This window comes from Pseudomonas sp. 2957 (assembly GCF_031456345.1).
Taxonomy (GTDB): domain Bacteria; phylum Pseudomonadota; class Gammaproteobacteria; order Pseudomonadales; family Pseudomonadaceae; genus Aquipseudomonas; species Aquipseudomonas siliginis.
In genome coordinates this window covers 149,637-175,770 of record NZ_JAVDUL010000006.1, presented here as the reverse complement: position 1 = coordinate 175,770, position 26,134 = coordinate 149,637, and the positions used below count along the sequence as shown (strand labels likewise).

24 protein-coding genes and 1 pseudogene are annotated in these 26,134 nt (G+C 58.5%); 15 read left to right on the top strand and 10 right to left on the bottom strand.

Annotation, left to right across the window (positions count from 1 at the left end; genetic code table 11):
* Nucleotides 1–12: 12 nt before the first annotated feature.
* Nucleotides 13–7,305 carry a dermonecrotic toxin domain-containing protein gene (locus J2Y39_RS21860; RefSeq protein ID WP_310219668.1) on the bottom strand — a complete coding sequence of 2,431 codons (7,293 nt, stop codon included), beginning with the start codon at nucleotides 7,303–7,305 and terminating at the stop codon, nucleotides 13–15.
* A 157-nt stretch (nucleotides 7,306–7,462) separates the two neighbouring features.
* Between J2Y39_RS21860 and J2Y39_RS21855 the strand changes: the two genes are divergently transcribed.
* The 3 genes from J2Y39_RS21855 to J2Y39_RS21845 all read left to right on the top strand — a co-directional run bounded on the left by J2Y39_RS21855 (nucleotide 7,463) and on the right by J2Y39_RS21845 (nucleotide 10,289).
* Complete coding sequence (locus tag J2Y39_RS21855) at nucleotides 7,463–7,681, top strand: DUF2970 domain-containing protein (RefSeq protein ID WP_016774481.1); 219 nt, start codon at nucleotides 7,463–7,465, stop codon at nucleotides 7,679–7,681.
* A 471-nt stretch (nucleotides 7,682–8,152) separates the two neighbouring features.
* On the top strand, nucleotides 8,153–9,811 hold the full coding sequence (locus J2Y39_RS21850) for a nitrite/sulfite reductase (protein ID WP_056785207.1): 1,659 nt from the start codon (nucleotides 8,153–8,155) through the stop codon (nucleotides 9,809–9,811).
* Nucleotides 9,795–10,289, top strand: a complete 495-nt coding sequence (locus tag J2Y39_RS21845; protein ID WP_041478697.1) for a DUF934 domain-containing protein — start codon at nucleotides 9,795–9,797, stop codon at nucleotides 10,287–10,289. The genes J2Y39_RS21850 and J2Y39_RS21845 overlap by 17 nt, the downstream gene beginning before the upstream one ends.
* A 65-nt stretch (nucleotides 10,290–10,354) precedes the next feature.
* On the opposite strand, the gene sohB is transcribed toward J2Y39_RS21845, so the two are convergent.
* The gene (gene sohB, locus J2Y39_RS21840) at nucleotides 10,355–11,386 is read right to left on the bottom strand and encodes a protease SohB (protein ID WP_310219665.1); all 1,032 of its coding nucleotides are present in this window, start codon (nucleotides 11,384–11,386) and stop codon (nucleotides 10,355–10,357) included.
* A gap of 204 nt (nucleotides 11,387–11,590) precedes the next feature.
* On the opposite strand from sohB, the gene J2Y39_RS21835 reads away from it, so the two are divergent.
* Both J2Y39_RS21835 and J2Y39_RS21830 read left to right on the top strand, forming a co-directional pair.
* Entirely contained in the window at nucleotides 11,591–12,301 is a 711-nt protein-coding gene (locus J2Y39_RS21835; protein WP_041478696.1) for a histidine phosphatase family protein, read from the top strand.
* A 63-nt stretch (nucleotides 12,302–12,364) separates the two neighbouring features.
* Nucleotides 12,365–12,682, top strand: coding sequence for an SCP2 sterol-binding domain-containing protein (locus J2Y39_RS21830; protein ID WP_150635532.1), 318 nt, complete (start codon nucleotides 12,365–12,367; stop codon nucleotides 12,680–12,682).
* A gap of 78 nt (nucleotides 12,683–12,760) precedes the next feature.
* On the opposite strand, the gene J2Y39_RS21825 is transcribed toward J2Y39_RS21830, so the two are convergent.
* The 5 genes from J2Y39_RS21825 to J2Y39_RS21805 all read right to left on the bottom strand — a co-directional run bounded on the left by J2Y39_RS21825 (nucleotide 12,761) and on the right by J2Y39_RS21805 (nucleotide 16,091).
* Entirely contained in the window at nucleotides 12,761–13,366 is a 606-nt protein-coding gene (locus J2Y39_RS21825; protein ID WP_056785201.1) for a hypothetical protein, read from the bottom strand.
* Entirely contained in the window at nucleotides 13,363–14,400 is a 1,038-nt protein-coding gene (locus tag J2Y39_RS21820; protein ID WP_310219663.1) for a hypothetical protein, read from the bottom strand. Before J2Y39_RS21820 ends, J2Y39_RS21825 begins: the two co-directional genes overlap by 4 nt.
* A gap of 12 nt (nucleotides 14,401–14,412) precedes the next feature.
* Nucleotides 14,413–14,940, bottom strand: a complete 528-nt coding sequence (locus J2Y39_RS21815) for a PAAR domain-containing protein (protein WP_041478692.1) — start codon at nucleotides 14,938–14,940, stop codon at nucleotides 14,413–14,415.
* 183 nt (nucleotides 14,941–15,123) lie between these two features.
* Complete coding sequence (locus tag J2Y39_RS21810) at nucleotides 15,124–15,618, bottom strand: RES family NAD+ phosphorylase (RefSeq protein WP_016774476.1); 495 nt, start codon at nucleotides 15,616–15,618, stop codon at nucleotides 15,124–15,126.
* The gene (locus J2Y39_RS21805; RefSeq protein ID WP_150635535.1) at nucleotides 15,615–16,091 is read right to left on the bottom strand and encodes an MbcA/ParS/Xre antitoxin family protein; all 477 of its coding nucleotides are present in this window, start codon (nucleotides 16,089–16,091) and stop codon (nucleotides 15,615–15,617) included. Before J2Y39_RS21805 ends, J2Y39_RS21810 begins: the two co-directional genes overlap by 4 nt.
* Nucleotides 16,092–16,441: 350 nt before the next feature.
* On the opposite strand from J2Y39_RS21805, the gene J2Y39_RS21800 reads away from it, so the two are divergent.
* From J2Y39_RS21800 to J2Y39_RS21790, 3 genes are all read left to right on the top strand, one after another.
* Nucleotides 16,442–17,305 (top strand): LysR family transcriptional regulator, encoded by an 864-nt coding sequence (locus J2Y39_RS21800; protein WP_056785192.1) that lies wholly within the window; start codon nucleotides 16,442–16,444, stop codon nucleotides 17,303–17,305.
* Nucleotides 17,306–17,416: 111 nt separating this feature from the next.
* Nucleotides 17,417–18,562 carry an SRPBCC family protein gene (locus tag J2Y39_RS21795; RefSeq protein ID WP_310219660.1) on the top strand — a complete coding sequence of 382 codons (1,146 nt, stop codon included), beginning with the start codon at nucleotides 17,417–17,419 and terminating at the stop codon, nucleotides 18,560–18,562.
* A complete protein-coding gene (locus J2Y39_RS21790) occupies nucleotides 18,559–19,635 on the top strand; it encodes an SMP-30/gluconolactonase/LRE family protein (protein ID WP_310219658.1) in 1,077 nt (358 codons plus the stop codon). The genes J2Y39_RS21795 and J2Y39_RS21790 overlap by 4 nt, the downstream gene beginning before the upstream one ends.
* 131 nt (nucleotides 19,636–19,766) lie before the next feature.
* Here J2Y39_RS21790 and J2Y39_RS21785 read toward each other — a convergent pair whose 3' ends face one another.
* Together J2Y39_RS21785 and J2Y39_RS21780 are read right to left on the bottom strand one after the other, a co-directional pair.
* Nucleotides 19,767–19,931 (bottom strand): hypothetical protein, encoded by a 165-nt coding sequence (locus J2Y39_RS21785; RefSeq protein ID WP_016774471.1) that lies wholly within the window; start codon nucleotides 19,929–19,931, stop codon nucleotides 19,767–19,769.
* A 99-nt stretch (nucleotides 19,932–20,030) separates the two neighbouring features.
* A complete protein-coding gene (locus J2Y39_RS21780; RefSeq protein WP_310219655.1) occupies nucleotides 20,031–20,285 on the bottom strand; it encodes a hypothetical protein in 255 nt (84 codons plus the stop codon).
* 204 nt (nucleotides 20,286–20,489) lie between these two features.
* Between J2Y39_RS21780 and J2Y39_RS21775 the strand changes: the two genes are divergently transcribed.
* Complete coding sequence (locus J2Y39_RS21775; protein WP_095179724.1) at nucleotides 20,490–21,011, top strand: DUF4142 domain-containing protein; 522 nt, start codon at nucleotides 20,490–20,492, stop codon at nucleotides 21,009–21,011.
* A gap of 56 nt (nucleotides 21,012–21,067) precedes the next feature.
* Here J2Y39_RS21775 and J2Y39_RS21770 read toward each other — a convergent pair whose 3' ends face one another.
* A complete protein-coding gene (locus J2Y39_RS21770; RefSeq protein WP_041478793.1) occupies nucleotides 21,068–21,331 on the bottom strand; it encodes a hypothetical protein in 264 nt (87 codons plus the stop codon).
* 260 nt (nucleotides 21,332–21,591) lie between these two features.
* Here J2Y39_RS21770 and J2Y39_RS21765 point away from each other — a divergent pair, with 260 nt between their 5' ends.
* From J2Y39_RS21765 to J2Y39_RS26620, 6 genes and pseudogenes are all read left to right on the top strand, one after another.
* Nucleotides 21,592–22,443 carry an STAS domain-containing protein gene (locus tag J2Y39_RS21765; RefSeq protein ID WP_041478684.1) on the top strand — a complete coding sequence of 284 codons (852 nt, stop codon included), beginning with the start codon at nucleotides 21,592–21,594 and terminating at the stop codon, nucleotides 22,441–22,443.
* Nucleotides 22,444–22,445: 2 nt separating this feature from the next.
* Complete coding sequence (locus J2Y39_RS21760) at nucleotides 22,446–22,808, top strand: STAS domain-containing protein (protein ID WP_056785183.1); 363 nt, start codon at nucleotides 22,446–22,448, stop codon at nucleotides 22,806–22,808.
* Nucleotides 22,805–23,209, top strand: a complete 405-nt coding sequence (locus J2Y39_RS21755) for an anti-sigma regulatory factor (RefSeq protein ID WP_016774465.1) — start codon at nucleotides 22,805–22,807, stop codon at nucleotides 23,207–23,209. Before J2Y39_RS21760 ends, J2Y39_RS21755 begins: the two co-directional genes overlap by 4 nt.
* On the top strand, nucleotides 23,206–24,219 hold the full coding sequence (locus J2Y39_RS21750) for an ATP-binding protein (RefSeq protein WP_310219651.1): 1,014 nt from the start codon (nucleotides 23,206–23,208) through the stop codon (nucleotides 24,217–24,219). Before J2Y39_RS21755 ends, J2Y39_RS21750 begins: the two co-directional genes overlap by 4 nt.
* Nucleotides 24,212–25,087 (top strand): sensor histidine kinase KdpD, encoded by an 876-nt coding sequence (locus J2Y39_RS21745; protein WP_041478682.1) that lies wholly within the window; start codon nucleotides 24,212–24,214, stop codon nucleotides 25,085–25,087. Before J2Y39_RS21750 ends, J2Y39_RS21745 begins: the two co-directional genes overlap by 8 nt.
* Nucleotides 25,077–26,108: pseudogene (locus tag J2Y39_RS26620) on the top strand (response regulator); the annotation flags it as partial. The gene J2Y39_RS21745 and the pseudogene J2Y39_RS26620, both read left to right, overlap by 11 nt.
* Nucleotides 26,109–26,134 lie beyond the last annotated feature (26 nt).

Below are 26,134 nucleotides of genomic sequence, written 5' to 3'. Positions count from 1 at the left end.
CGGGTCAGTTCCTCAGTCCCGACGCGAGGACGGCCCCGGTTGCGGTGACGCCGGGCGTGTCTGCGAATCCCCTGCAGCGACCCGCGCAAGGTTTACCAGTTCCTGGCGAGACAGCTCCTTGAGTTTGTCGGTGCGTGCCTGCGCCAGCTCGATTTCCAACTGGCTCATCGCTTCCACGTACAGTCTCCGCGAGTCCTCGTCGTTCCACTTGTCTGGATGCGCATCCTCGACTTCTTCCTGACGGTGTGTGGCGCTGCGTTCAAGCTCATCGAAGATGGCGGCGTGTCGGTCGCGCATGTAGCGAATCCAGTAATCGCGGGCAATCAGGTCCTCAAGGAACAGGCCTGACGCTTCGTCGGCCAGCACAGAAGCGCGTGCCTCGCTCAGCAGTTGTCCCTCGATCGGTGTCCTGTACAACATGTGATCCGGTTGCGCAGGCAGCTCTAACCCGTCGGGCCAGCCGCGCGTCATGCCGATTCGGTACTGCAGACGGATTTCGGCCCGGTCCTGGAACCTGCCAGCTGCTTCCGCCAGCCTGTCGACCCTTTCCAGTCGGAACAGGCGCCGCGTCAGCTCGACCAACGCCATGCCGCGCTGATCAGGCAGATGGCGTGGGATGTCGCGCAATGCGGTGTATTCATAGACCCGCGTTTCCAGCTCACTGAACGACAGTATTCGGCCATCGGGGCAGGTGCCGTGAGTCGCGGAGTTGAAGAAGAGCAACTCGCGCAACTCCGTGTTTTCGCTTGCCGCTTCTATCACCCGCCATACCCGTTGCGTCAGATCAGCGCCCGACACACTGAAATCGGCAGTGTCGTGCAACATCGACAGCAGGTGAAAGAACGCCTCATGGTTGGGTTCGCGCGCCAATTGCAGCCATAGCGCTTGCCGCGTTTCGCGCGTCTGGGTCCGGGTGTAATTGAGCCAGGTGTTCATTGCCTGCTCATCTACGTCTTGCTGCGGATTGGCGATGATTTCGTCTGCTTCCACGGCTTCATGCCTGTCCACGCGTCCGGCACCGCCGGCATTACTGTCATCGCTATCGCTACTGTCGGAATCAAAAGGCGTATCGGGCTCGCTTTCGGACGTCGCTTCATACTCGGTAATTGCGCGCTCGAGAGAGGCAAACGAATACCCCATGACGCCACGGTTCGCGTTAGCCGCACTGTAGTCCCTGAGCTGTTCCAGACTCTCGAGAGGCAGTCGGTTTCCGCGCAGGTCGGTGCCTGCCACAAGTCGCTCATGGTTGCCATCCAGCAGCGTGTCGGGAAATAGGGAAATACGGTTGCCAAGAAGATTGAGAGTTTGCAAATGCTCCAGTGCCTGTACCCCATCAGGCCAGTGGCTTATCGAATTGAGAGACAGATTCAGGCGCTCGATCCGGGTGAGTGCGCTGGCGTTGAATTGGCTCAGTTGGTTATGACTCAGATCCAGCGAACGCAGGCGATTGCCCATTTGCTGCAAAACGCCAGGCGCTTCAGCAAAATAGTTAATGCGTAGCTCCAGATGCTCCAGCCTGTGCAATGTACCGACAGCCTCCGGTAGCCCCTCCAGATTGTTGGAGTTAAGCACCAGCGTGGTCAGTTCAGGGAAAGCGCTGCAAAAATCATTCAGGCTCTGCAAGGAAAACCCTACCGAAGTCAGGTCGAGCGTTCGTACTTGCGTAAACGCGTTCGACAGAGGCGGCAACTCAACAATGTACAAGCCGCTGAGGTCGAGCTTGCGACCCGCTTCTTCGGTATGACGGGTCAGTCCATCGACCCAGCAATCACGGATTCTCATCGCCGTGAAGACTCTGTCTTGCGTCGAAACCCTCGCGGCCGCCGGCTTGAAGATCCAACCGTTCAACTGACGCGTCAGCGCCTCGTCACTCTCTCGCCAGTCCTTGATCCGGGCATCAATCTGCGCTTCATCCAACCCTGCGCCGCCCAACCGCGCAATACAGTGCTGGGCCTGTTCCTGGGAAAGGTCCGGATTCAATTCCCGCAACCGCCTGACCAGACCTGCGCTACCTTCAGCCGCAGATGACGCAGTACGCAGTGGTAACAGAAACTCGTGGATCCGGGAAAACGCGGTGCCTGGCACCGAGGTGTTCGCAGCGACCAGGTAGCCGGCCGGCTGACTTTCATAGCTTTTCAATGCACCTCGAGGCAAACCGTTGCTCGCCTCGATACGCCCGCGCGCCGCCGTCAGAGCTGCCTCTGCCTCAGCGCTGAACGGGTTCCCGGTCAGATGGCTCTTGAGCAATACGCTGTCGATGGCAAGAACGCGCTCGGGCAGCGAATCGAGGCTGTTGTCTCGCAGATCCAGCCACTTCAACCCGGACAGATTTTCCGCCCCCGCTGGCCACGTTTGAAGGCTATTGCCACTCAAATCCACCACTTCGAGCTTCGGCATGGCCGTCACGTCCAGCGCCGTCAAACGGTTGCGCCGCAAGTTCAGAAACTCAAGCGCCTTGAGCTCGGCGAACTGGCTTTGAATTTCCCCCGTAGAGGTGATCTGGTTGCTGGACAGGTCCAGCCGCGTCAGCTGCGCAAAATCCGCCGGTTTCACCGGCAACTCGGTCAATCCGCAGCCTGTGATTTGCAGCGTCCGCACGCCGCTGAACGCTTGCAGAAAAGCCTGAATCTGTCCAGCCGGCACGTTCAACCGATCCAGACGTAAGGTCTGCACATGGGAAAATGTACCGGCCGGCAATGGCACGAGCTCGCTGATGGCCGCGCCATGGTTCAAACCGTCTGTGTCAGACAGCTCGAATACCAGAGAATCGTCCCCCAGGTCGAGCAGGCGATAGCGTTTGCGTACGCTCGCGCGCCAGTTTTCCTCAAGCTCACGCACCACCGCGCTGTTCGGCGGCGACTGCCAGCGCGGCTCGCGTGCAGCGCCACGCAGGCCATCGGACGTCGTCGGTTGATAAAACCGGCGGAAGATCCCGGCGTGTTCCAGGCGCAGCAGTTCGATCGCTTTCAACCGGGTTTCCGGGGTATTCCAGACAGTCATGATGTGCTCAGGCAATGGATCGAGAAAGCGGCCTTCACCCGTGAGGAATTTCAGCTCACCGAGGCAGTACTGGCGGACCATCAAGTTCAGGTCCATCAGATGCCCCATGGACCCCGAATAATTTTTGACGTACTCGAATGCTGGTTTGAATGCCTCATGGGAGAAGTTCGACCAATTCAGTGACAGGCCCGCCCACAGTTTTTCATGGCCGGTATAAAGCGCTGGAGGAATGGAAGCGATTGACGTCCGAAACAGATCCAGCCTCTGCAGCTCGGGAAGCGCTTGTACCGATGCTGGCCATTGCGTCATGCCGGGTGCTTCGATCTTGAGTCGTTTCAGGTGTTTGAGCGCGGCCAGTTCCAGTGCCGGCGGGTTCTCGTCAATGAATCCTTGAAAATCGAGTTCAAGGGCTTCGAGCGAGGTCAACATTTTCACCCGCTGAGGGAAATCTGTGGCCATTGCCGGGGCCGAGGTCCTCAGCTTGAGCGTTTTCAATGCAGGCATCCTGGCTAAGCTTGCGGGCAGAGAGGACAGCGACTGCTGGTGCATACCCAAATCAAAATAACTCTCGCGCTCACCCAGCGAGAGTTTTTCCAGGCCGGGAAACAGGGCAAGAAAAGCGTCGGCATTGCCATCAGTAATGCCATCTCCGCGAAGGGACAATTTACGCACGTGGGAAAAGTCTGCTGTCAGCGCGGGCAAAGCATCGTAAGTCACCAGGCGCAGTTGATCCGCATTGGGCACTTCATCGACCAAAAGGGCATTGCGCCAACTGGTTTTAAGCGCTTGCGCGACCAGCAGATTCTGAACAGTACCGGAAGGTTCCCAGGGAGCCATCGCGTTGGTCCCCGCCCACTCGTCCAGTGTTGCCTCAAGTTGTTGCCACTCTTCGCGTCGCGACTGCAACCACCGAAAAATCTCCCGGTTGTTTCTGCCCGCACGCACCTGCTCAAGGATCAATCCACTGGCCTGCTGATCGGTGAGGCCCGGGTAGAGGTCGCGCAGGTCGGCAACCAGATTGCGCTCCAGCCAACCCGCTCTTCCGCTGGCGGGATAGCCGATCAGCGCTTCGTTTACCCGTACAGGCGGTCTCATCCACTGCGCTGGCTGTTCCAGCAATGCGGCCGCCATGCCGTGGTGCTGGTCAGCGTGGGCGATGATTTTCTTTTGCAGTTCGGCCGACTGACTGACCTCGGGCACCCCCAGGGCGCGCCGCGCGTGATCCGGCAGAGCGTGCATGAGAGAGGCATAAAAGTTGTCGCCGTGGCGTGGCAGGCTGTTGAGCGTTTCGCCTCGGTCGTTGAATGCCTGAAATTGCTGGCCGCTTTTGATCAGGTACTTTCTCTCGAAGGCCGTCTGGCTGCCAATGCTCTCAAGCAACGGACCGCTGTCGCTGCCCTCGCGTATTTCAAGGCGCAAGTTGTCCGGCCAGCCGGGCAACCGTTCAAGCGTGTGCAACGCCAGGCGTCGACTGTCCGCCGAGGCAATATTCTCGCTGCGCAGCCCCGCATATGCCCGCACCTGCCGGCTGCGGCGCGCATACCAGCGAGCTTCCTCCAGCATGCGCAGCGGTATGGGACGAGTTGAGCCGAGCCGTTGCAGTTCATCCGGCCGCGCCTGCGCCAGCACTTGCTGTGCAGCTGACTCACTGAGTCCCGGACAGGCGTTCTGCAATTGCCTGACCTGATCGGCGACAGGCTCGGTGCCCTGATAAATACTGTCGTAAATGGCCGATTGGCGGGTTTGGGCATAGGCCGCAATTTGCTTGGCGAGTTCTGCAGGTCTCGCTTCTCGAACCCGCGCACCTTCACCTCCGAGCAGGTGGACGATTTCCGATTCATCCAGTCCGCCCAGAACAAGCTGCGGCAGGTCGCCGCTGAGGACGTCCGCCCGGGAAATCCGGATCGGTGCCTTGCCCCCGACACCCCGCACCCGATATCCGCCGCCATACTTGACGGATCTGCCGGTCAGTTGCGTCCCCTCAAAGACTTCCAGTACGCGATTGGCCGGCCAGCGCGGCATGTCAGTGACCAGTGGCAGGGCATACAGATACTTGTCATCGACCGGCGCCCCACCCTCCAGTTGCTCAATGACTTGCGCGGCTTGTGCATCGGTTTTCAACAAGCGCATGGCCTGAATCAGCTCCGGTGGCGGCACCCCATGGTCGAGGTGCATCTTGCGCAACATATCGTCGCTGACGCCGCTGATATCCATCGCTTTGAGCAGCTCCGTATCGGATAGCGGCTCGCAGATGTGGCCCATGCGCCGCAACAGCGTCAGACGATCCCATTCCAGAGGACGTTCCAGGGTATGGCGCCACGCTCCATGGCCATTACTTTGCAGAACAGGTTGATAGGCTGCAGGATCGGTCGGGTGCTTGATGCGCCACTGGTTGATCGAGTCGTCGAAGACCTGCTCATACACCTTGTTGTCCTGACGGATCCAGGTTTTGCCATCCACCGCATACTGCCCGGAAGGATTCGGGGTCAGGTGTGCGTCAAGGACAACAGCGGCCTCGTAGCCGCTGAGATCAGGTTTCCACAGGCGGGTTTCGCCATTGGGTAACGTGACCGGACTCAACTGTTCGATGACCGGTACAGCCCTGGCGGCCGAGAACTTCCTTACACCTGCTCCAACACCCGCCATCACGGCAACCTGAGCGAGATTCTCGGCCACGTCGACCAGGTGATCCCTGGCGGCCCTGCGATCACCTTCACTCCACTCGATAGCGCCTTCAAGGGTTTCATACAGCAGTTGTCCCGCCATCACGACCATCATTGTTTCGCCCAGCACAGGCACGAACATCGACACCAGATTCAAGCCCAGCATGCCGATCTGCATCAGATGGGCCAGTTTGGCATCTCGTGCGTTCGCATCGACATCGGCAGTGGGTACCGCGTGGCTTCGCGCGTCGGCCAACACCTTGGCGCGATTCTGCGCATAAAGGTATTGCCACAAGTCCTCGTTGGGCGCCCAAAGCCCCCTGCCCTTGCGTTCGACTGTCGAAGGCGCGATGTACGGATCAACCGCCGGCTCCCACTTGACCGTGCGTTCGGGCGGAACCTGTTCGATGGTGGTGAATGTAGAACCACTGGTAAAACCCTGTACGAAGGCCAGCCAAGGGGAACGCAGAACGTCCCAGGCATCGCCAGGTGAGTCGGCTGCCTTTTGCCTGAACTGGCTGAAATAGTACGGGCGCTGATCATAGGGCAGGAACTGACTGAAAAAACGCTGGTATGCGGTGGGCTCTGCGCTGGTCGGTTGCGACGCATCACGTGCAGTGAGCAAGCGCTTGAGCTCTTCGCGCATTTGCTCGAACGTGTAGCGCTTGAGCGGATGTTCCGGGTCGTTGGGGATGTAAAGGATCAGTTCATCGGTGTAACGGTATTTTTCGCAGATGACGAAAGCCACGCACCCGGTCAGCCTTTTTTTCATCAGGCCGAGGTCCTGGAACCAGACTTGCTTGCGCCCCATCCACGGGTGCATTTCGCCGTCGATGACCGAGAGGATCATCGCGTGATCTGCCGCCTCGATGTCATTGCGCAATAGCGCCTGTTCGGCTGCGGCGCGCATCGCTGCCTTCTGGCTGGCGATGAAGCGTTCGCTGAGCACCGCCTCTGCCACCGCGTCCCCCGGATGAAAAAAACCCTGCAGGTAAGTCTGGTATTGCTGACCTATATCCAGATTGCGGCAAAGGTGCAAAAACTGGCTGACCGAGAGGCCTGTGTCGACGTGCTTGAATGTGTCCGCAGCAGGCGTCGCCACAACAAAACCGGAGCTTGAATGATAGGTCCCCTCGCATTCGTCAGCTTCGAAGTTGTGCAGCGAGGCTTCCAGCAGCGTGATCTTGAGAACCTCGAACGAGGCCAAAACGGTTCTCTGAATACCCATTTCGACCGGGCGCCGCAGACATAACAGGGTGTTGTCTACGTCGATTTCCAGCGCGTATTTATCCTTCAAGGCTTTGATCAATAACGGCCTGGCGAATGATTCGACATCGACGAATTTCGCCATGCTCTTGTCGAGACTGTTCTGGGCAATGACACTGGCCTTGAAAGTCTCGTCGAGGGTTTTGCGCTGGGCCGGCGTCGCATTCTGATACCAGGCCGGTAACGCGGTCGGAACCGCCTTGAGCGCCTCGCGCCGATGCGGCAAAGCGCTGGTCAACCATTGCGGGATCGATGTCTCGAGAAACTCGCCGTGCAGACTTTGCGTTGCAATGAGCTTTACTGACCGACCGGGGTCTGCCGGCTGAGCGGTCGACGCAGGCAGCGCGGACACTGGTTTGGGCGGGATAACGTTCATGGTCACTCCTTTTTCATGGAGCGGACAGCAAACCATGTCGCGTTATCGCTTCTGCGTTATCCGGGTATCGCTCAAACTTGTCCGGGCTGCTTCGATGGCATCCCGGACCCAGCGGATTGGCTATGCTTCAGGAGGATGACTTTTCGCAGAGGGATTTATGGACGATCCAGTCGACAACAAACCGCCGAGTTTCTGGCAGATGCTGCACAGCGTCATGGCGGCGGCGTTCGGGGTGCAGAGCGGCAAGAACCGGGAAAGGGATTTCACCCACGGCAAACCCAGTCACTTTGTGATTCTGGGAGTTTTGTTCACGGCGGTGTTCGGCCTGACGCTGTTTGCCATCGTCAAGCTGGTGCTGTATCTGGCCGGGGTGTGATGGCACTGAACAGGCATCTGCCACAGGTTATCCGGGCCTTGGGAGAACGGCCCGGAGCGCGGATGTTACTGGTGACTGACCCAGAAGACCGCTGTTCCTACTACGAGAATGATCAGAAACAAAATGGCCCACGCGTCGACACTGCTGTCGCTTTTTCTGGCTTTGGTCGGGTTGCTCATTGCATCGCCTCTTGTCGGTTTTATCGGTGATTGCACAAAGACTCGATCACAGTTAAGACGATGATTGTCCGCACGACAAATGTGGATTAGATGACCGGCATTCGCGTTAGGCGATTTGGTTCTTTACATATACTCAAACATCACTTTTGCGCATAACTGCAAACGGGTATATTGCCCCGGCTCCGTGACGGAGTGCGCGGCCGTGCGCGCAGAATTGCAGAGGCAACATCGGACTCCAGCAAGCGAAAACGCAGCGTTTTCCGAGAAGCCCAAGCCTGAGAACAGGACTTATATGTACGTATACGACGAGTACGATCAGCGGATCATCGAGGACCGCGTCAAGCAGTTCCGTGATCAGACCCGACGCTATCTGGCAGGTGAGCTGAGCGAAGAAGAATTCCGCCCCCTGCGCCTGCAAAATGGCCTGTATATCCAGCGTTTCGCGCCGATGTTGCGCGTGGCCGTGCCTTACGGCCAGCTGACTTCGCGTCAGGTGCGCATGATGGCGAAGATCGCCCGCGACTACGACAAGGGCTATGCCCACATCAGTACGCGGCAGAACGTGCAGTTCAACTGGCCGGCGGTTGAAGACATCCCGGACATCCTCGCTGAACTCGCGACCGTGCAGATGCACGCCATTCAGACCAGCGGCAACTGCCTGCGCAACGTCACCACCGACCAGTTTGCCGGCGTCGCCGCCGATGAAGTGATCGACCCGCGTCCATGGTGCGAAATCGTCCGTCAGTGGACCACGTTCCACCCGGAGTTCGCCTACCTGCCGCGCAAATTCAAGATCGCCGTCAACGGTTCGACCAGTGACCGCGCTGCCATTGAAGTCCACGATATCGGTCTGGAACCTGTCTATAACGCTGCTGGCGAGCTGGGCTTCCGAGTGTTGGTCGGCGGTGGCCTCGGTCGTACGCCGGTGGTTGGCGCATTCATCAATGAATTCCTGCCGTGGCAAGACCTGCTGAGCTATCTCGACGCCATCCTGCGGGTGTACAACCGCTACGGCCGTCGCGACAACAAATACAAGGCGCGGATCAAGATCCTCGTCAAGGCGCTCACGCCTGAGGTGTTCGCGCAGAAAGTCGACGCGGAAATGGAGCACCTGCGCGGTGGCCAGACCACGCTGACCGAGGCCGAACTGCATCGCGTCGCCAAGCACTTCGTCGATCCGGACTACAAGACCCTCGACAACCAGACCGCGCAACTGGCCGATCTGGACAAAGAGCATCCGGGTTTCGCCCGCTGGCGCAGCCGCAACACCCTGGCGCACAAAAAACCGGGCTATGTCGCTGTGACGCTGTCGTTGAAGCCGACCGGCGTTGCCCCGGGCGACATTACCGACAAGCAGCTCGACGCCGTCGCCGATCTGGCCGAGCGCTACAGCTTCGGTCAACTGCGCACCTCCCACGAGCAGAACATCATTCTCGCCGATGTCGAGCAGAGCCAGTTGTTCACCCTGTGGGGTGAGTTGCGTGAAAGCGGTTTCGCCACGCCGAACATCGGCCTGCTGACTGACATCATCTGCTGCCCCGGTGGTGACTTCTGCTCGCTGGCCAACGCCAAATCGATCCCGATTGCCGAATCGATCCAGCGCCGTTTCGATGACCTGGATTACCTGTTCGATATCGGCGAACTGGACCTGAACATCTCCGGCTGCATGAACGCCTGTGGTCACCACCACGTTGGCCACATCGGCATCCTCGGCGTGGACAAGAAAGGCGAAGAGTTCTACCAGGTTTCCCTCGGCGGCAGCGCCAGCCGTGATGCGAGCCTGGGCAAGATCCTCGGCCCGTCCTTCGCACAGGAAGCCATGCCTGACGTGATCTCGAAGCTGATCGACGTTTACGTTGAACAACGTACCGAAGACGAGCGCTTCATCGACACTTATCAGCGTATTGGCATCGACCTCTTCAAGGAACGCGTCTATGCAGCGAATCATTAAGAACAACGAAGTCGTCGACGAAACCTGGCACCTGTTGCCGAAGGATTTCAACATCGATGAGATCAGCAACTGCGACGATCTGATCGTTCCTCTGCAGTTGTGGCGCGAGCACAGCCGCATGCTCAAAGCCCGCGACGGCGGTCTGGGCGTGTGGCTGGATGCTGACGAGGAAGCCGAAGAAATCGGTGAAGACGTCGGTGAGTTCCAGGTAATCGCGCTGAATTTCCCGGCGTTCACCGATGGCCGCAGTTATTCCAATGCCCGTCTGCTGCGTGACCGTTATGGTTTCAAAGGCGAGCTGCGCGCGATTGGCGACGTGCTGCGGGACCAGCTGTTCTACATGCACCGCTGTGGCTTCGACGCCTTTGCCATTCGCGCGGATAAAGACCCGTACGAAGCACTGGAAGGTCTCAAGGACTTCTCGGTGACCTACCAGGCCGCCAGTGACGAACCGCTGCCGCTGTTCCGTCGGCGCTAAGCCAGCGGGTTTATTGCGGACACAAAAACGCCGGTCATTGACCGGCGTTTTTTTATGCCTGGTGTTCACCAGAAGCGTTGCTGGGTAAGACGACTCCACCAGCTCAACAGCACGCGGTCTACCGAACCGCTGGCGGCCATGCCGATGCGTTCCTGCAGGCTTTTACGCTCGGCGTAGTGCAGGTGGTAAATCTCAGCCTGTTTGGCTTTCTGCGCCAGGTATTCATCGCTGGTCTTGAGCTCGTCCACCAATTGGTTTTCCAGCGCAGCGATACCGAGCCACACCTCACCGGTAGCCACTTCATCGATCGCCAGTTGCGGGCGGTACCGCGCCACGAAGTTTTTGAACAAGCGATGGGTGATGTCGAGGTCTTCCTGGAACTTCTCGCGGCCCTTTTCGGTGTTTTCGCCAAACACGGTCAGTGTGCGTTTGTATTCACCTGCGGTCAGCACTTCAAAGTCGATGTCGTGCTTTTTCAGCAGGCGATTGACGTTAGGCAATTGCGCGACCACGCCGATCGAACCGAGGATGGCGAACGGTGCACTGATGATCTTGTCGCCGATGCAGGCCATCATGTAACCGCCGCTGGCCGCGACCTTGTCGATACAAACTGTCAGTGGCACGCCCGCATCACGGATTCGCGCAAGTTGAGAAGACGCCAGACCGTAGCTGTGCACCATGCCGCCTCCACTTTCCAGACGCAGAACCACTTCGTCTTTCGGCGTGGCCAGGGTCAGCAGTGCGGTGATCTCGTGGCGCAGGCTCTCAGTGGCGGAAGCCTTGATATCGCCGTCGAAGTCGAGCACGAACACCCGGGATTTGGTCTCAGGCTTGTTCTTCTGTTTCTTCGCGCTTTTTTCCGTTTTCGCTTCGCCCTTGCGCAATGCCTTGAGCTGATCCTTGTCGAGCAAGGTCTGCTCCAGGCGTTCACGCAGCCCCTTGTAGAAATCGTTGAGCTTGCTGACCTGCAACTGCCCTGCCGATTTGCGCCGGCCTTTGCTGCGCAACGCGGCGAAACTGGCGAGCACCACCAGAATCGCGATCACCAGTGTGACGGTCTTGGCCAGAAAGCTGGCGTATTCGGTGAAAAAATCCACAGAGACTCCTCAAAGCAATGCGTGACGGTGTATTACACGCGGAATGGCTCCAGCATACCCATGCGTCGGCTCGTCGGCCAGCCGTGAAACCTCTGGCAACACGCCTGTAACGGGCATTTCAAACAAGCGTATGTTTTTTCATTGACAGCCTTACGCCATCCTCATAACCTCGCCTGACCTTCAACGTACCGGGACGACGCGGACGTGGGCAGCATCTACTTGATACGACATGGCCAGGCCTCCTTTGGTGCAGACGATTACGACGTCCTGTCGCCGACCGGTGTGCGTCAGGCAGAAATTCTCGGCCAGCACCTCGCCGACCTTGGTATCAGCTTCGATCGTTGCCTTGCCGGTGATCTGCGCCGCCAACAGCACACCGCCAGCAGTGCACTGGAGCAATTCAGCGCCAGAGGCCTGCCGGTTCCAGTCCTCGAAACCGATTCCGCTTTCAACGAATTTGACGCCGACGCGGTGATCCGCGCCCTGCTCCCGGCCATGCTGCCGGAAGAGCCGGAAGCCCTCGACATCCTGCGCAACGCCGCGCAGAACCGCGGTGAATTCCAGCGCATCTTCGCCCTGATCGTCGAGCGCTGGCTTGCCGGCACCTACGACACACCCGGACTGGAAAGCTGGCTGGGTTTCGTCGAACGGGTTCAGGCCGGGCTGCACCGCATCCTCGACCTGGCGGAAAAGAACCAGAAAATCGCCGTGTTTACCTCCGGCGGCACCATCACTGCCCTGCTCCACCTGATTACGCAAATGCCTGCCAGACAGGCCTTTGAATTGAACTGGCAAATCGTCAACACCTCGCTCAACCAACTGAAGTTTCGTGGTCGCGAGGTGGCTCTGGCTTCCTTCAACAGTCACGCACACCTGCAACTGCTGAAGGCCCCGGAACTCATCACTTTTCGCTGAGTCCGGCTTACTGTGACCCTGGCTGTAACCACCCAGCTCCCATGACCAAGAAAGGATCGAACCATGACCTCCGTAGCTGATGCCGTAAAAGCAATGCAAGCCAAGTTCAACCCAGCCGCCGCTGCCGGTCTGGATCTGGTCTTCGGTTTCAACATCACCGACGAAGACAAGCATTACGCACTGATCGTCAAAGACGGCACCTGCAACATTCAGGAAGGCGAAAACCCGGACGCCAACTGCACGCTGGTGCTGGATAGCGAAACCCTGAAAGGTATCGTCAGCGGCGAGACCGACGGCATGCAGGCCTTCATGAGCGGCAAGCTGCGCGTTGAAGGCGACATGATGCTGTCGATGAAGCTGTCCGAGCTGTTCCCTTCGTAAGAAGCTTCTTGGTAAAACACAAATCCCGCTTATTGGCGGGATTTGTCGTTTCAACCATTGAAGACATGGCAACGTGAGTTAACGCTTGGCTGAAGCCGTCCCATCAAGCTCTTTTTTTACCTGGAGGTATGCCGCCTCTTCATCACTTTTTTCGATCAGATTCGAAGCCATCGAGCGGGGCAGGAGTTTCTTTTCTGTCACGTCCCAATCGATCGTAACGACCACGGTCTTGTTTGCAAACGTGATGAAAAGCCAATAGGAATCCACCGGCCTGTCAGGCTCGGCAAATGAACTATAGGCATACCGTATCTGGCGGTGCAGGTCCGGCGTATTCAGAATGAGGTCTTCGGTGTCCAACTTCGGAAACTGTCGCCCTACAGCGAATAACGCTTCGGTCAAGAGAACATCATTCTCAATATGTCGCAAACTTTCAGGCTTATTGCGCAGCATGGTCACTGGGCTCTCTTCAGGCGGAGTACCCATGAGACGCGGGCGATACATACCTGAACTGAACCACCGGCTGGCATCGAAACGGTTCTCTTCCGGACTCCACGGGCCGTAATACATCATTGCTTTGGCTGGCATCTGGGCTTCCTTGGCGTAAATAAATAGTCCTGCAAAGCTGGCAGCAATCAACAAGACACAGAAGACGTGACGTTTGCCTATAAACTTCAGGAGCGTCATAGCGGTTTATAGGCAAGCAGGTGTTTGGGTACGCCGTCCGGTGTATCACCTGATCGAACGTCACGATGTGCGCCTAAGGCATCCAGCGGAAATCCAATCTTTCGTTCATACAATGCTCGGCTGTCATCGTGCGCCAGCAAATTGCGCTCTTCTTCAGAGACTGTTGGCGTCGGCGCCTGCGGCGCCTGTTCATCAGGTAATTGCGCCGTTGGGTCTTTGAGGGTCTTGCGATGTTCGATCAGCTTTCGTTCATAAGCGGTTTTTCGACTCAAATAATTCCGCATCGCTCGCCCATCAGCTGCTTCTCTTTCACGAATGCCCGGCACAGATCCCCGTTCCGCGGCAGTACCATAAGTTGTGTCGTAGTTGCTGCGTCTTGGAAATGCCCACACGGTGGTCCGGGTAGCATTAGCAAGAATCTGCGCCAGGCTGCGCTCGTAATGAGGATCTTCTGTTTCATTGACCTTGAAGTCGGCATCGATACCCAAACCTGTGCGACAAGCGTAGGAGTGAATTTTCGCACCATAGGCAAACGCTTCGGGTTTGAACATATACGCCTGTGCATCACGCAGACGGTAGCTATCGTTTTTATCCAGCTCGTAGCCCAACTCGATACTGCCCACCACACCATGGGAAAAAAAGTCGAGCTGTTTGATCTCGCGCCCGCGGCGTTGCCGAGCTGCGATGAAATCCACAAGACCGGATATCGAGTCCATCTCTCGGTACTGGGCCCCGTGCTGATTTTCGACAACGTCCTTCAAAGCCGTCAGCAAGTTCTCCGGATAGTCATTTTTGAAAATCAGAAATACACGCTGGATCGTGAAGTTTGGAGTGCCGGTTGGATACTTTGTGAGTTGGCGGATACCCTGATTGATAAAGCGCATCTTGTTGCCCTTCTGGCCACGAACCTTTTCATAAAGGGACATGTAAGACGCACCCACAACCGTTACGTAATCCTGTGCCAGCGTACCTTTCACTTGGGTCGTTGTATGTTGATCGCTTGTTCGAGCTTGATTCTTTTTGGGGGCTGCCACCTGCCACCTCCCTTAGTAATCTAGGCCGAGCGCATCGAGATGGGCGGCGGCTTCCTTACCCCACTGCACAACTATCGAAGTCGGGTTGGCCGTAAACACTCGCGCGGCGTTACCATGACTATCGGTATGGCCGACGAGACGCTGCCCGTCACCCGTTTCGATGCAATAGAGCATGTCGGGAATAGCTTCGCCAGTGGCCTCATCAACCAGTTGGAAGCGCTCGCTGTGTTTAGGAACAGTGATAATCGGGGAGAAAGGTGCGGAACCGACCTGGGTGCCGACAAAAACGTCGCCAGAGCCCGTGATTATCATGCCTCCGTGGGCCGTTGCACTGCCCAAGAAAGCAATAGGCTTGCCATTGATCAAAATATTGCTGATGCCTTCGGTGACAGTATCTCCGCACGCTGTGGTGTCTCCGACACGCAAAACTGGCATTCCATTGATGTTTACATCACCGGAACCGCTGTTACTGGGATTGGTGCCATGGCCTGTGATCGGGCATGCATTAAGATCGCTGAGTCGAGCGGCAGGCTTTGCCATCTTTAACTTCCTTGTAGTAAGCGTGGGCGCGAAATGTACCGGATCTTTATATTGGTTGAAAGCTTCAATCCAGACGTAGAATGCGAGCCGCCGCGAATGTAGCTGGCAGCGACTCATCGGCCCTTGATCGCTCCCGGAACCTGGAAATTGTCGTGTCGGATTCGCAGGCCCACACAAATCCGATCAACCCTCCTGCAACAACCGCGTATCCAGCCCAAACCGCTCTTGCGAAACCATCCTGAACTGACCTTCCGCCAGATCGCAACTCACCAGCAAATTCCACGAGTGTCGGGTGGCCACCGATGGCACCAGAACAAATGGATGTTCAGCCAGCAGTGCGTCGGCAAACTTTCGCTGGTTGGGCGAGGTTTTTATCGGGGTGAGCCAATGCGGATTGGGCACATCTTCCGGTTGCACGATTCTGACGCTGGCGTCGTGGGTGATTTCAAAACAGGTCAATACGTAGGGCTCCTGATCAAGTGCATCGAAGCTGCCATGGGCGGCCACCTCCAGTATCGCCGTGGAGGGGTCGACCGACGCATAAACGACTCTGCGGCCGGGCGTATTCCAGCGACCGCCGTCCCGTTTCGACCCCAGGCCGCTGTCCCAGGTCTCGCTGTACACCTCGCGATCCAGCCGCCACGCGTACCAGCGATCATCCCAGGGCAAGGGATTCATTGATAAACCCCGTATTTGATCTGGTTCAGATACTCCTCCACCATCCTGAAGCCCAACGCATTTCCAACCAGATCGAGCGGCACATAACCGTAGAAGTAAGTGGCGCGTTGCTCCAGCCATGATTCGGCCTTGGCCTGTCGCCCGAACACCTCGATGGCCAGCTCCAGCGCTGCCGCATATTGGTAGGCGATGATGCTCTGCGGCGTGTCGAGGCGCACCGACGCGCCTTCCTTGAGCAGACGTCGCACGGTTCTCACAGATTTGCCGGTGATACGTTTGACCATCTCTCCCTGTTGGTACAGTTCGGAGGTTGCGATCATGTTCACCACATCGTGCAGCTCAAATCCTTCGGCTGTGCAGCGCAGAATGAGCATCGGATCGTCGCCGGTGTCCTGCCCTCGCAACAGCAATTCCAGAGGTTTGCCCTCAAGCTTCTTCAGGCCCGTGAGCCGGGGCACTTTGGCGCTCGGCATGGCAACGTCCTCCGAGGGGCATCTCGCGCGGTCGTCGCGCCAGTAATGGCGAGGCGAGTAAGCAGGCGTATGGCTTTCAATCAGTGGGATTCGCATAGTCCATCCTTTGTCCAGGTCCAGAGCGATCTGTGCGCTCGATGACTTCAATGTCAGGACTGATCCTATAGATCCGGCGTCCGACGACCAACCTGAAAAAGTCGTCAGAAATATCCCCTCATCTGATCAAAACGCTCCTGTTTCCGTAGGACTTAAACGGAATTTTCAGCGGTTTAATCCGTTGTGGCTTTCAAGTTGGGGAGAGGGACTTTTGACTTACAATGCGCCCCACCTTCAGATATCGGCCCTGCCCCATGGACATCGACCTCGCCCGCACTTTCCTCGAAATCGTCCGCCACGGCAGTCTTGCCGCCGCCGCGCAGAAGCTGTTCGTCACGCAAACGGCGATCACCGCACGGGTGCAGAAACTCGAGGGCCAGTTGGGCAGCACGCTGTTCGTGCGCAATCGCGCCGGGGCGAAGTTGACGGCCAATGGCGAAGCATTCGTGGTCTACGCCAATCAACTGGTGCAGACCTGGGAAGCCGCGCGCCGCGACTTGCCGCTGCCCGAGGGTTATCACAACGTTCTGCACATTGGCGGTGAGGTCAGCCTGTGCAACCCGCTGATGCTCAGTTGGGCGGCGGAACTTCGGGAGAAAATCCCCGGCCACGCACTGCGCATGGAAATTCGCGACGGCGAAAATCTTTTGCGTCAGCTCGAACTCGGTGTGCTCGATGCGGCGCTGGTTTATCAACCGGAATACTGGCCGGGATTGCAGGTCGAGCAAGTGCTGGAGGAAAAACTGATTCTGGTGCGCGCGCCCGAGCGTCCGGAGCCTTACGTCTACATCGATTGGGGACCGGACTTTCGTCGTCAGCACGACGCCGCCCTGCCGGAAAAAGCCAAAGCCGCGCTGAGCTTCAACCTTGGCCCACTGGCCCTGCAATACATCCTCGAACATGGTGGCAGCGGTTATTTCCGTACCCGGGTCGTGCGCACTTATCTGGAGACCGGCGCACTGGAAGCCGTCACCAAAGCCCCGGAATTCGGTTATCCGACCTATCTGGTGTATTCCCGCGATCGCGACTCGGCAGTGCTGCAACAGGCCTTCGATCTGTTGCGCGAGGTGATCCGCACCGATGATGACTGGTCGCAGCGCTGGAACCCGTTGAGCTGACGGGCGGCTTCAGTCCAGAGCATGGCGCTTAAGGCCGCAAGGTTCGCCCTGCACAAGTCAGCGGATCGGCTAATCTGCCGGGTATAACAACAATACCCGCAGGTGAAAGCGTTGAGGCAGACCACCGAGGCATTCCGCAGCCGCTACCGTGCGGCCATTCATCCTTTATACAACCCGTGGTTGCATGGCGCGTTCGTGTTGCTGTTCGGCATTTTCGCCGTCGCTGCGTTCTGGCGCACGGTGCATTCAGTGAGCTGGCTGGAATGGCTGACAGTGCCGCTGAGCCTGTTGTTGTTCAACTTCGGCGTGTACATGGTCCATCGTCATCTGGGCCATCGCAAAAAAGCTTTCGCAAAGATGTTCTACGCACGACATGCCGGCGACCATCACAGCTTTTTCACCCCCGGCCATATGACCTACGACAGCGCGCGGGACTGGCGAGTGATTCTGTTTCCAGCCTGGCTGATCGTCATTCATACGCTATTGATCACCCTGCCCCTCTGGTGGCTGCTCGCGCAGGTCAACGCCAATGTCGCCGGGCTGTTTGCCGGGTGCATGGTGTTCGGTTATCTGCTCTATGAGGTATTCCATGCCTGTGAGCATCTGCCGCCGCAGAATCCGTTGACTCGTTTGCCGTGGATTCGCCAGATGCGCCGTCTGCACGAACTGCATCACCGCCGCGAGCGCATGCAGGAGCGCAATTTCAACATCGTTCTGCCCTTGATGGACTACCTGTTCGGCACGCTGTACCGCGAGCCGGAACCCGCCCCTTTGAGTGATTCGCAAATGCCCACGACGCGCATGCAGCACCAGATCGATATCGCCGGCGAACCGGTCGCCGTGCTGGCTTATGCCGCCAGCGTCAGTCACTGGCCGGACTGGCATCCCTCCTCATTGAAGATTGACGGTGCGCAAGGTCCACTGCATGCCGGTGCACGTTTCGAAGAGGACATCCATGCCGGCGGACGTGCCGGTCACTTGCGTTGGGAGGTTACTGAATATCTGCCGGGCCGGCGCTGGTGCGCACGCGCGCAAAGTGATCAGGGCTTGTCCCTGCGGTTGACTTACGAGTGCTCAGCGGAGGCTGGCGGCACGCGTTTCGTGCGCACGCTGGAATATCGCTTTGACGGTTTGCTCATGCGTCTTGCCAATCGCCTGCTGCTCAAGCGGCGCATCGAGCGCGAATCTGCCGCATCCATGCTCGCCCTGCGCGACATGGCTGCGCAGTTTATCGGCGCGGCGAGGGCCAGCGCGTGAAATTACGTTATGTGCTGTGCCTGCTGATCGTTCTCGTCATCGCCTTCTTGTTGTTGCTGCCGACCAAGGTCGAACCGGTCGCCTGGACGCCGCCACCGGCGCCGTCATTGGAAGACGGCATCTACGCGGACAACCAGCGCCTCAAAGCTGTGGCGAAGGTCGGGCCGAGCGACATTGAAGGGCCTGAGGCGTTGCTACTGGAAGACGAATTCCTCATCACCGGATTGCATGACGGCAGGCTCATCCGTAGCAGCCTCGACGGCACGCAGCGCAAGGTCCTGGCCGACACCGGTGGCCGTCCACTGGGCCTGGCCCGTCATCCGAACGGCATACTGGTAGTTGCCGATGCGGTCAAAGGCTTGCTGTCGCTGGATGCGCAGGGCCGCGTGATTCCGTTGACCACCGAGGCCAACGGCGTGCCATTTGGATTTACCGATGATGTAGCGGTCGACAAGTCAGGCCACTACGCCTACTTCAGCGATGCCTCGAGCCGTTGGGGCTATGGTCATGACGGCGAGGCGATCATTGAGCACGGCGCCGACGGACGTCTGCTGCGCTACGACTTTCAAACCGGCAAGACCAGCGTCTTGCTCGACAAGTTGCAGTTTGCCAATGGCGTCACTCTTGGTCCGGACGAGGCCTATGTGCTGGTCAATGAAACCGGCGCTTATCGCATCAGCCGCTACTGGCTGAGCGGGCCGAAGGCCGGTACCCATGATGTGTTCATCGACAACTTGCCAGGGCTTCCGGACAACCTCTCGTTCAATGGCAGCAATCGCTTTTGGGTAGCGCTGTATGCGCCGCGCAATGCCTTGCTCGATGGCACCGCTGAACACCCGTTCGTGCGCAAGATGATCGTGCGGGCGTTGACGGTTTTGCCCAAGCCTGTCGAAAAGCGCGGGTTTGTGCTGGGACTGGACCTGGACGGCAAGGTGATTGCCAATCTGCAGGACGCGAGCGAAGGCAATTATTCGCCGATTACCACGGTGCGCGAGTATGGGCAGTGGTTGTATTTCGGCTCGTTGAAGGCCATGCATATGGGGCGAATGGGGTTGGATGCGGCGCTTAAGTAAAACAGAAAAATTTTCACCGTATGGACCGACGATATCGCTGGCAAGCCAGCTCCCACAGCGTCCGTGTGAACTCCAAATATGTGTTCACCAGATGAACCTGTGGGAGCTGGCTTGCCAGCGATAGCGGTCTGTCAGTTGCCGGACCGGTCGAACTTCTCCGGATCTTCATCCTCCGGCAGTTCCTTCACGGTTTTTTCCGGATGCGCTGTGGTATGCGCCGGGCTGTTCGGTTCAGGACGGGTAGGAATCGGGTCGAAACCACCCTGCTCTTCACTGGGGAATTTGGGGTCGTTCATAAGGCACCTCGCAACGAGTCGATGGTTTGCAGACTCTGCACATTGGAGGTGCCATTGGCCGTAGCCGTTCCCTTCAGAAAATGACCACGGGTCGGGGGACTACTGTCCCGTCAGCGGCTGCCCGGCGAGTTGAGCAACGATCTGTTCCTTGACGATCACGCGCTTCTCTTTGAGCTTTTTCAATTCGTCGTCAGTGGGGGCGTCTGACTTGGCGTTCTCGGCTTCGACCACGGCTTTATCCACGTCGAAATACTTGTTGAGCAGCGAATCCAGCTTCGGATCCTCGGAGCGTTTTTGCTCGATCTCTTCCTTCTTGCAGCCCAGGTCCTGATACAGATCATGTGAAACCGGCATGAAACACCTCCATCAATTTGATCGACAACCAGCGCGACCGATGCGCTGACTCATTATCAGCATGGCCTTGCCCGATGACTTCTGTCGACTCCCTGTCAGACCAGCGGTTGCCGTTCGTCGCCCTGTCGTAAATGCGATAAAACCTTTGGCGTCTGCGCTCGCTCCATTGGATAACGCTCACAAAAACCTGCGTGGAGATACCCAATGGACGGATTCAACCTGCGTCATCTCGCTCTGGCTGTTGCACTGTCTGCCGGCATGGGCAGCGCCTTTGCCGCAACCGACAACGACTTTGTCGACAATGCCGCCGCTGGTGGCATCGCCGAAATCGAAACCAGCAAGCTGGCACTGGAAAAAAGCCAGTCAGCCGACATCAAAGCCTTCGCTAACCAAATGATCACTGATCACACCAAGGCCAATGAAGAGCTGAAGAAGATCGCGACCACCAATGACATCGAAGTCCCTGACGACACCACCCTGGTCAAGCAGGCCAAGGAAAAGATTCTCGACATGCGCGATGAATCCTTCGATGCGGCCTACGCCAACAACCAGGTCAAGGCTCACGAAGAGACCATCGAGCTGTTCAAGAAGCAGGCGAACACCGTGACCGATGACAAGGCCAAGGGCGCTACTGAGCTGAAAGCGTTCGCGCAGAAGATGCTGCCAGCGCTGGAAAAACACCTGGCCCACGCCAAAGAGCTGCAAGCCAAACATCCGAGCAAGTAACCGGCCGGCAATAAAAAGGCCGCATCCTTCGATGCGGCCTTTTTGCGTTTCAGCGATCAACCGCCATCGGTGTCGATATCGGCGTCAGTGCTTTCGCCCGGTTCAGGACGGTCCGGGTCAGGCTTGAAGCCGGGGCTGAAATCGTTGCTGTTGTCGTTGTGATGCTGCTTTTGATCGACCTCGGCAGCCGCGCTGTCCGCCTGCCCTTCTTCAGCCGGCGCGGGAGTATTTTGCCCCGGTGTTTGCGGGTCGATGGCCGGGTCGTTGCGGTTAATTGACTCTGAGGACTGATTTTGCTGTTGCGGCGCTTGCTCGTTCATATCCACCTCATTCATAGTCCTGCCTCCTTCTTCCAGCACGACTGGAAAACGTCGGGCATGCAGATTCGAAGCCTGACGCCGCAGATTCGTTCAAAAGATCGTTGCCTGCCGCCACGCCGACTAGAGTTACCGGGGCGTTCGACGCGGCAGGCAGAAAAATTCATCGCTAGCTGAACAACTATTTCAAGCGGTAAATGTCAGTCAAATCGCGCCGGTCATTTCGCCGAGCCGGCCCATATACGTAACGGAGCGACACGCACATGGCAGCACTGCAGAACAGCACAGTTGAAGCAATCAAGAACAACCAGACTCAGCTGTTGAGCGAGTGGACCAAACGCCTCGAAGCCAGCGGCGCCACACGCAACCTCAAGGAACACGACCTCGCTCAGCAAACCCGCGACTTGCTGGGCCTGCTCCTGGCGGGTCTGGAAAACGGCAACGGCAGCAAGATTGCCGCTGCGGGTTGGGAGGATACCCGTCAGTTCCTTGAAAAACTGTCGCAGAGCCGCGCCCTGCTCGGCCAGGATTCCCAGCAAACCGCCAATTTCATCTTTGCCCTGAAAGGCCCGTTGTTCGCCCTGCTGCAAAACCATTATCAGGACCAGCCGGCACTGCTTGCCGAGCAATTGCTGGAAGTCTCCGAATTGCTCGACACCGTCGGTATGCACACCATCGGCACCTTCCAGAAATCCCGTGAAGCGGTGATCAAGCGTCAGCAGGAAGAGCTGCTGGAACTGTCGACTCCGGTGGTCAAGCTGTGGGATGGCGTCCTCGCCCTGCCAATGATCGGCACCCTCGATTCGCAGCGCACCCAAGTAGTCATGGAATCGCTGCTGCAACGCATCGTCGACACCGGTTCGGAAATCGCCATCATCGACATCACCGGCGTGCCAACCGTCGACACTCTGGTCGCCCAGCACTTGCTGAAAACCGTGACCGCGATCCGCCTGATGGGCGCTGACTGCATCATCAGCGGCGTGCGTCCACAGATTGCGCAAACCATCGTTCACCTGGGTCTGGATCTGCAAGGCGTAGTGACCAAGGCCAATCTGGCCGACGCATTGAAACTGGCCCTGACCCGCTTGGGTGTCAGCCTCGTCAAGACGGCTTGACCATGGAACGTATTCCGATTCTTCAAATGGGCGATATCTTGCTGGTGACCATTCAGGTCGACATGCATGACCAACTCGCCCTGACCCTGCAGGACGATCTGTCCGAGCGCATCAGCCGGACATCCGCCCGGGGCGTGCTGATCGACATCACGGCGCTGGACATGGTCGATTCGTTCATCGGGCGCATGATCGGCGACATTTCCGGGCTGTCGAAAATCATGGACGCCAAAACCGTGCTGGTCGGCATGCAGCCGGCAGTGGCGATCACGCTCGTTGAGCTGGGCATGACTTTGCCAGACGTGAGCACCGCCCTGAACGTCGAACGCGGGATGAAACTGCTGCGGGAACGAGTACTTGCACAATGACCGTGCGCAGTAGCGGTACGCAACCCATTCTCATTGAACAGGACGTAGTGCTGGCCCGCCAGACCACGCGCAAGCTCGCCACCGAATGTGGCATGCGCCTGATCGACCTGACCAAACTGGTGACCGCTGTCAGTGAGCTGGCGCGTAACACCATGGTCTATGGCGGCGGCGGCGACATGGACTGGCAGATTCTCGAGGAAAACGGCCGGGTCGGTTTGCGCATCACCTTCCGCGACGAAGGCCCTGGCATCCCCGACATCAAACTGGCGATGACCGACGGCTGGACCTCCGGCAGCGGGTTGGGCCTTGGCCTGACTGGCGCCAAGCGCCTGGTCAATGAATTCGAACTCGACACTGAGCCCGGCAAAGGCACGCGCATTACGATCACACGATGGACATGAATATCACCGGGTCGTTGACCCAGGTTCTGCCGATCGAGGACAGCAGCCAGATCGGCCACGCGCGGCGCACCGCGCAGAAACTCGCCGAGCAGCATGGCTTCGACGAAAACGATGCCGGCCGCGTGGCGCTGGTCGCGACCGAACTGGCGAGCAACGTGCTCAAGCATGCCCAGCGTGGTGAATTTCACCTGCGTGTACTGGTTCGGCCGGATAGCGGTTTCGGCATCGAAATGCAGACCGTGGATCGGGCGCAGGGCTTTGATCTGGATGCCTGTCTGGCGGATGGCTTTTCCACTGGCGGTACGCAGGGCATCGGCCTCGGCGCCGTTTCGCGGCAGACCAATGTCTTCGATGTCTACGCCGACCACCGTGGCGCGGTGTTGCTGGCGCGAATTTTTCCGCGCAGCGATCGTCAGGCCGATATCCGCTTCGGCGTCAGCCAGCATTCGCTGCATGCCGATCCAGCCTGCGGCGATGTCTGGCATCTGGCGTATGAAGGCTCGCGGATCAGCGCGCTGGTGGTCGATGGCCTCGGTCATGGCGAAGACGCCGAGCGCGCAGGCCTGGCCGGGGCGCAGGCATTCGCCCGGGCACCGTTTGCCGATCCTGTGGTATTGATGGAAGACCTGCATCAGGAAATGCTCGGCACCCGCGGTGGCGCCGTGGCGTTCGCGCAGTTTGACAGCCAGCGCGACGGCCTGACGTTCGCCGGTGTCGGTAACATCGGCGCCAGTCTGCTGGAGCCTGGCAAATCCCGCGGCCTGGCCTCACACCCCGGTATCGTTGGCGGCCAGTACCGTAAAGCCAAACCCTTTGACTATGCTCACGTGAACGGACATTTATTGATCATGTACAGCGACGGCCTACAGTCCCGTTGGAATCTTGCAGACTACCCCGGCCTGGTGCATCGCCATCCTGCCGTGATAGCCAGCGTCCTGCACCGCGACTTTTGCCGTGGTCGCGATGACGTGACGGTGCTGGTCGTGGCTCTGGAGGCCGCCCATGGCTGAATCGACTCACTTGAGCCACGCCGAACAGGCGGCGCTCATCGCTCAGTTGCAGCGCGAAACCACTGCCCTGCGCGAAGAACTCGATGAAACCAACCAGGGTGTTCTGGCGCTGTACGCCGAGCTCGACAATCAGGCCGAAGAACTGCGTCAGGCATCGGATCTCAAGAGCCGTTTCCTGTCGTACATGAGCCATGAATTCCGCACACCGCTGGGCTCGATACTGAGCATCAACAGTCTGCTCGCTGACGAACTCGACGGTCCGCTCAGCCCTGAACAGCACAAGCAGGTAGCCTTCGTCAGCACCGCTGCCCGAGAGCTCAGCGACATGGTTGATGACCTGCTCGATCTGGCGAAGATCGAAGCCGGGCGCATCAGCATTTCCCCGGCCTGGTTCGACATGTTCGACCTGTTCTCCGCCCTGCGCGGGATGTTCCGGCCAATCGTCGACGCCTCGGCGGTGGATCTGATCTTCGAAGAGCCGCTGGGCCTGCCGCGCCTGTATACCGATGACAAGAAGCTCGGGCAGATCCTGCGCAACTTCATTTCCAACTCACTGAAATTCACCACCCGTGGCGAAGTGCGGGTATCGGCGCGAATGGAAGGTGAAGACAAAGTGCGCTTTGCCGTCAGCGACACCGGCATCGGCATCGCGGCCGAACTGCATGACACGCTGTTCGAAGACTTCTCCCAAGTCGATTCGCCATTGCAGAAACGTCTGCGCGGCACCGGTCTGGGTCTGTCACTGTGCAAGCGTTTCGCCGCCCTGCTCGGCGGTGAAGTCGGGGTAGACAGTACGCCGGGCGTCGGCTCGACGTTCTTTGTCATCATCCCGCTGGCGATCGCTCTGGAGAACGTCGATGAATCGTGACATCCGCCTGTTGATCGTCGATGACAACGTCGCCACCCGTTACGCCCTGCGCCGGCGCCTGGAGCGCCATGGCTACACGGTGCTCGAAGCCGGCACCGGCAGCGACGGCCTGGCCCTGATCGAGGGCGAAGCCCTCGATGCGTTGATCCTCGACGTCAACCTGCCGGACATGAGCGGTTTCGACATCGTCCGCCTGCTGCGCGCCGACCCGCGCACCGCGCTGCTGCCAGTGATTCATGTGTCAGCGGCGTCGATCCAGACCGGCGATATCATCACTGGTCTCAACGCGGGTGCCGATGCTTATCTGATTCACCCGGTCGACCCCGATGTGCTCTTGGCGACCCTGCGTACCCTGCTGCGGGTGCGCGACACGGAAAATGCCCTGCGCGAAAGCGAGGCGCGTTTCCGCGAGATTTTTGCCAACGTCTCGGCACCGATCGCCGTGCTCGATGCCAATCTGAAAGTGCATGAATGCAACCACGCCTTTGCCCAACTGATCGTCGATAACCGCGACGCGCAGGCGCTGCGTGAATGCTTTGCCGAAGATCAATGCTCGATCCTCGATGAACTGCGTCTGCGTCTGGTCGACGGCGAGCGCTGGAAAGGCACGCTGAACATGCGTGTGCAGGGCGAGATTCGCGAGACGCAATGGCAGATTTCGCCGTATCGCACCCCGGAACTGAGTCTGGTGTTCGTCGAGGACGTCACCGAACACCGCCACCGCGAGCGCTCGCACCTGGCGCGGCTGGATGACACCACCACGCAGCTGGCCAAGGAAGTCGCCGAGCGCGTGCACGCCGAAGCGCAATTGCTGCAAGTGCAGAAAATGGATGCGCTGGGCAAGCTCACCGGCGGTATCGCCCACGACTTCAACAACCTGCTGACCGGGATCATCACCAGTCTGGAACTGATCCAGAAACGCGTGGCCGATGAGCGTCTGGACAAGGTGCAGTTCTATACCGAAGCAGCGCTGAACTCAGCCATGAGCGCGGCCTCGCTGACCCATCGTCTGCTGGCATTTGCCCGCCAGCAGCCGCTCGATACACG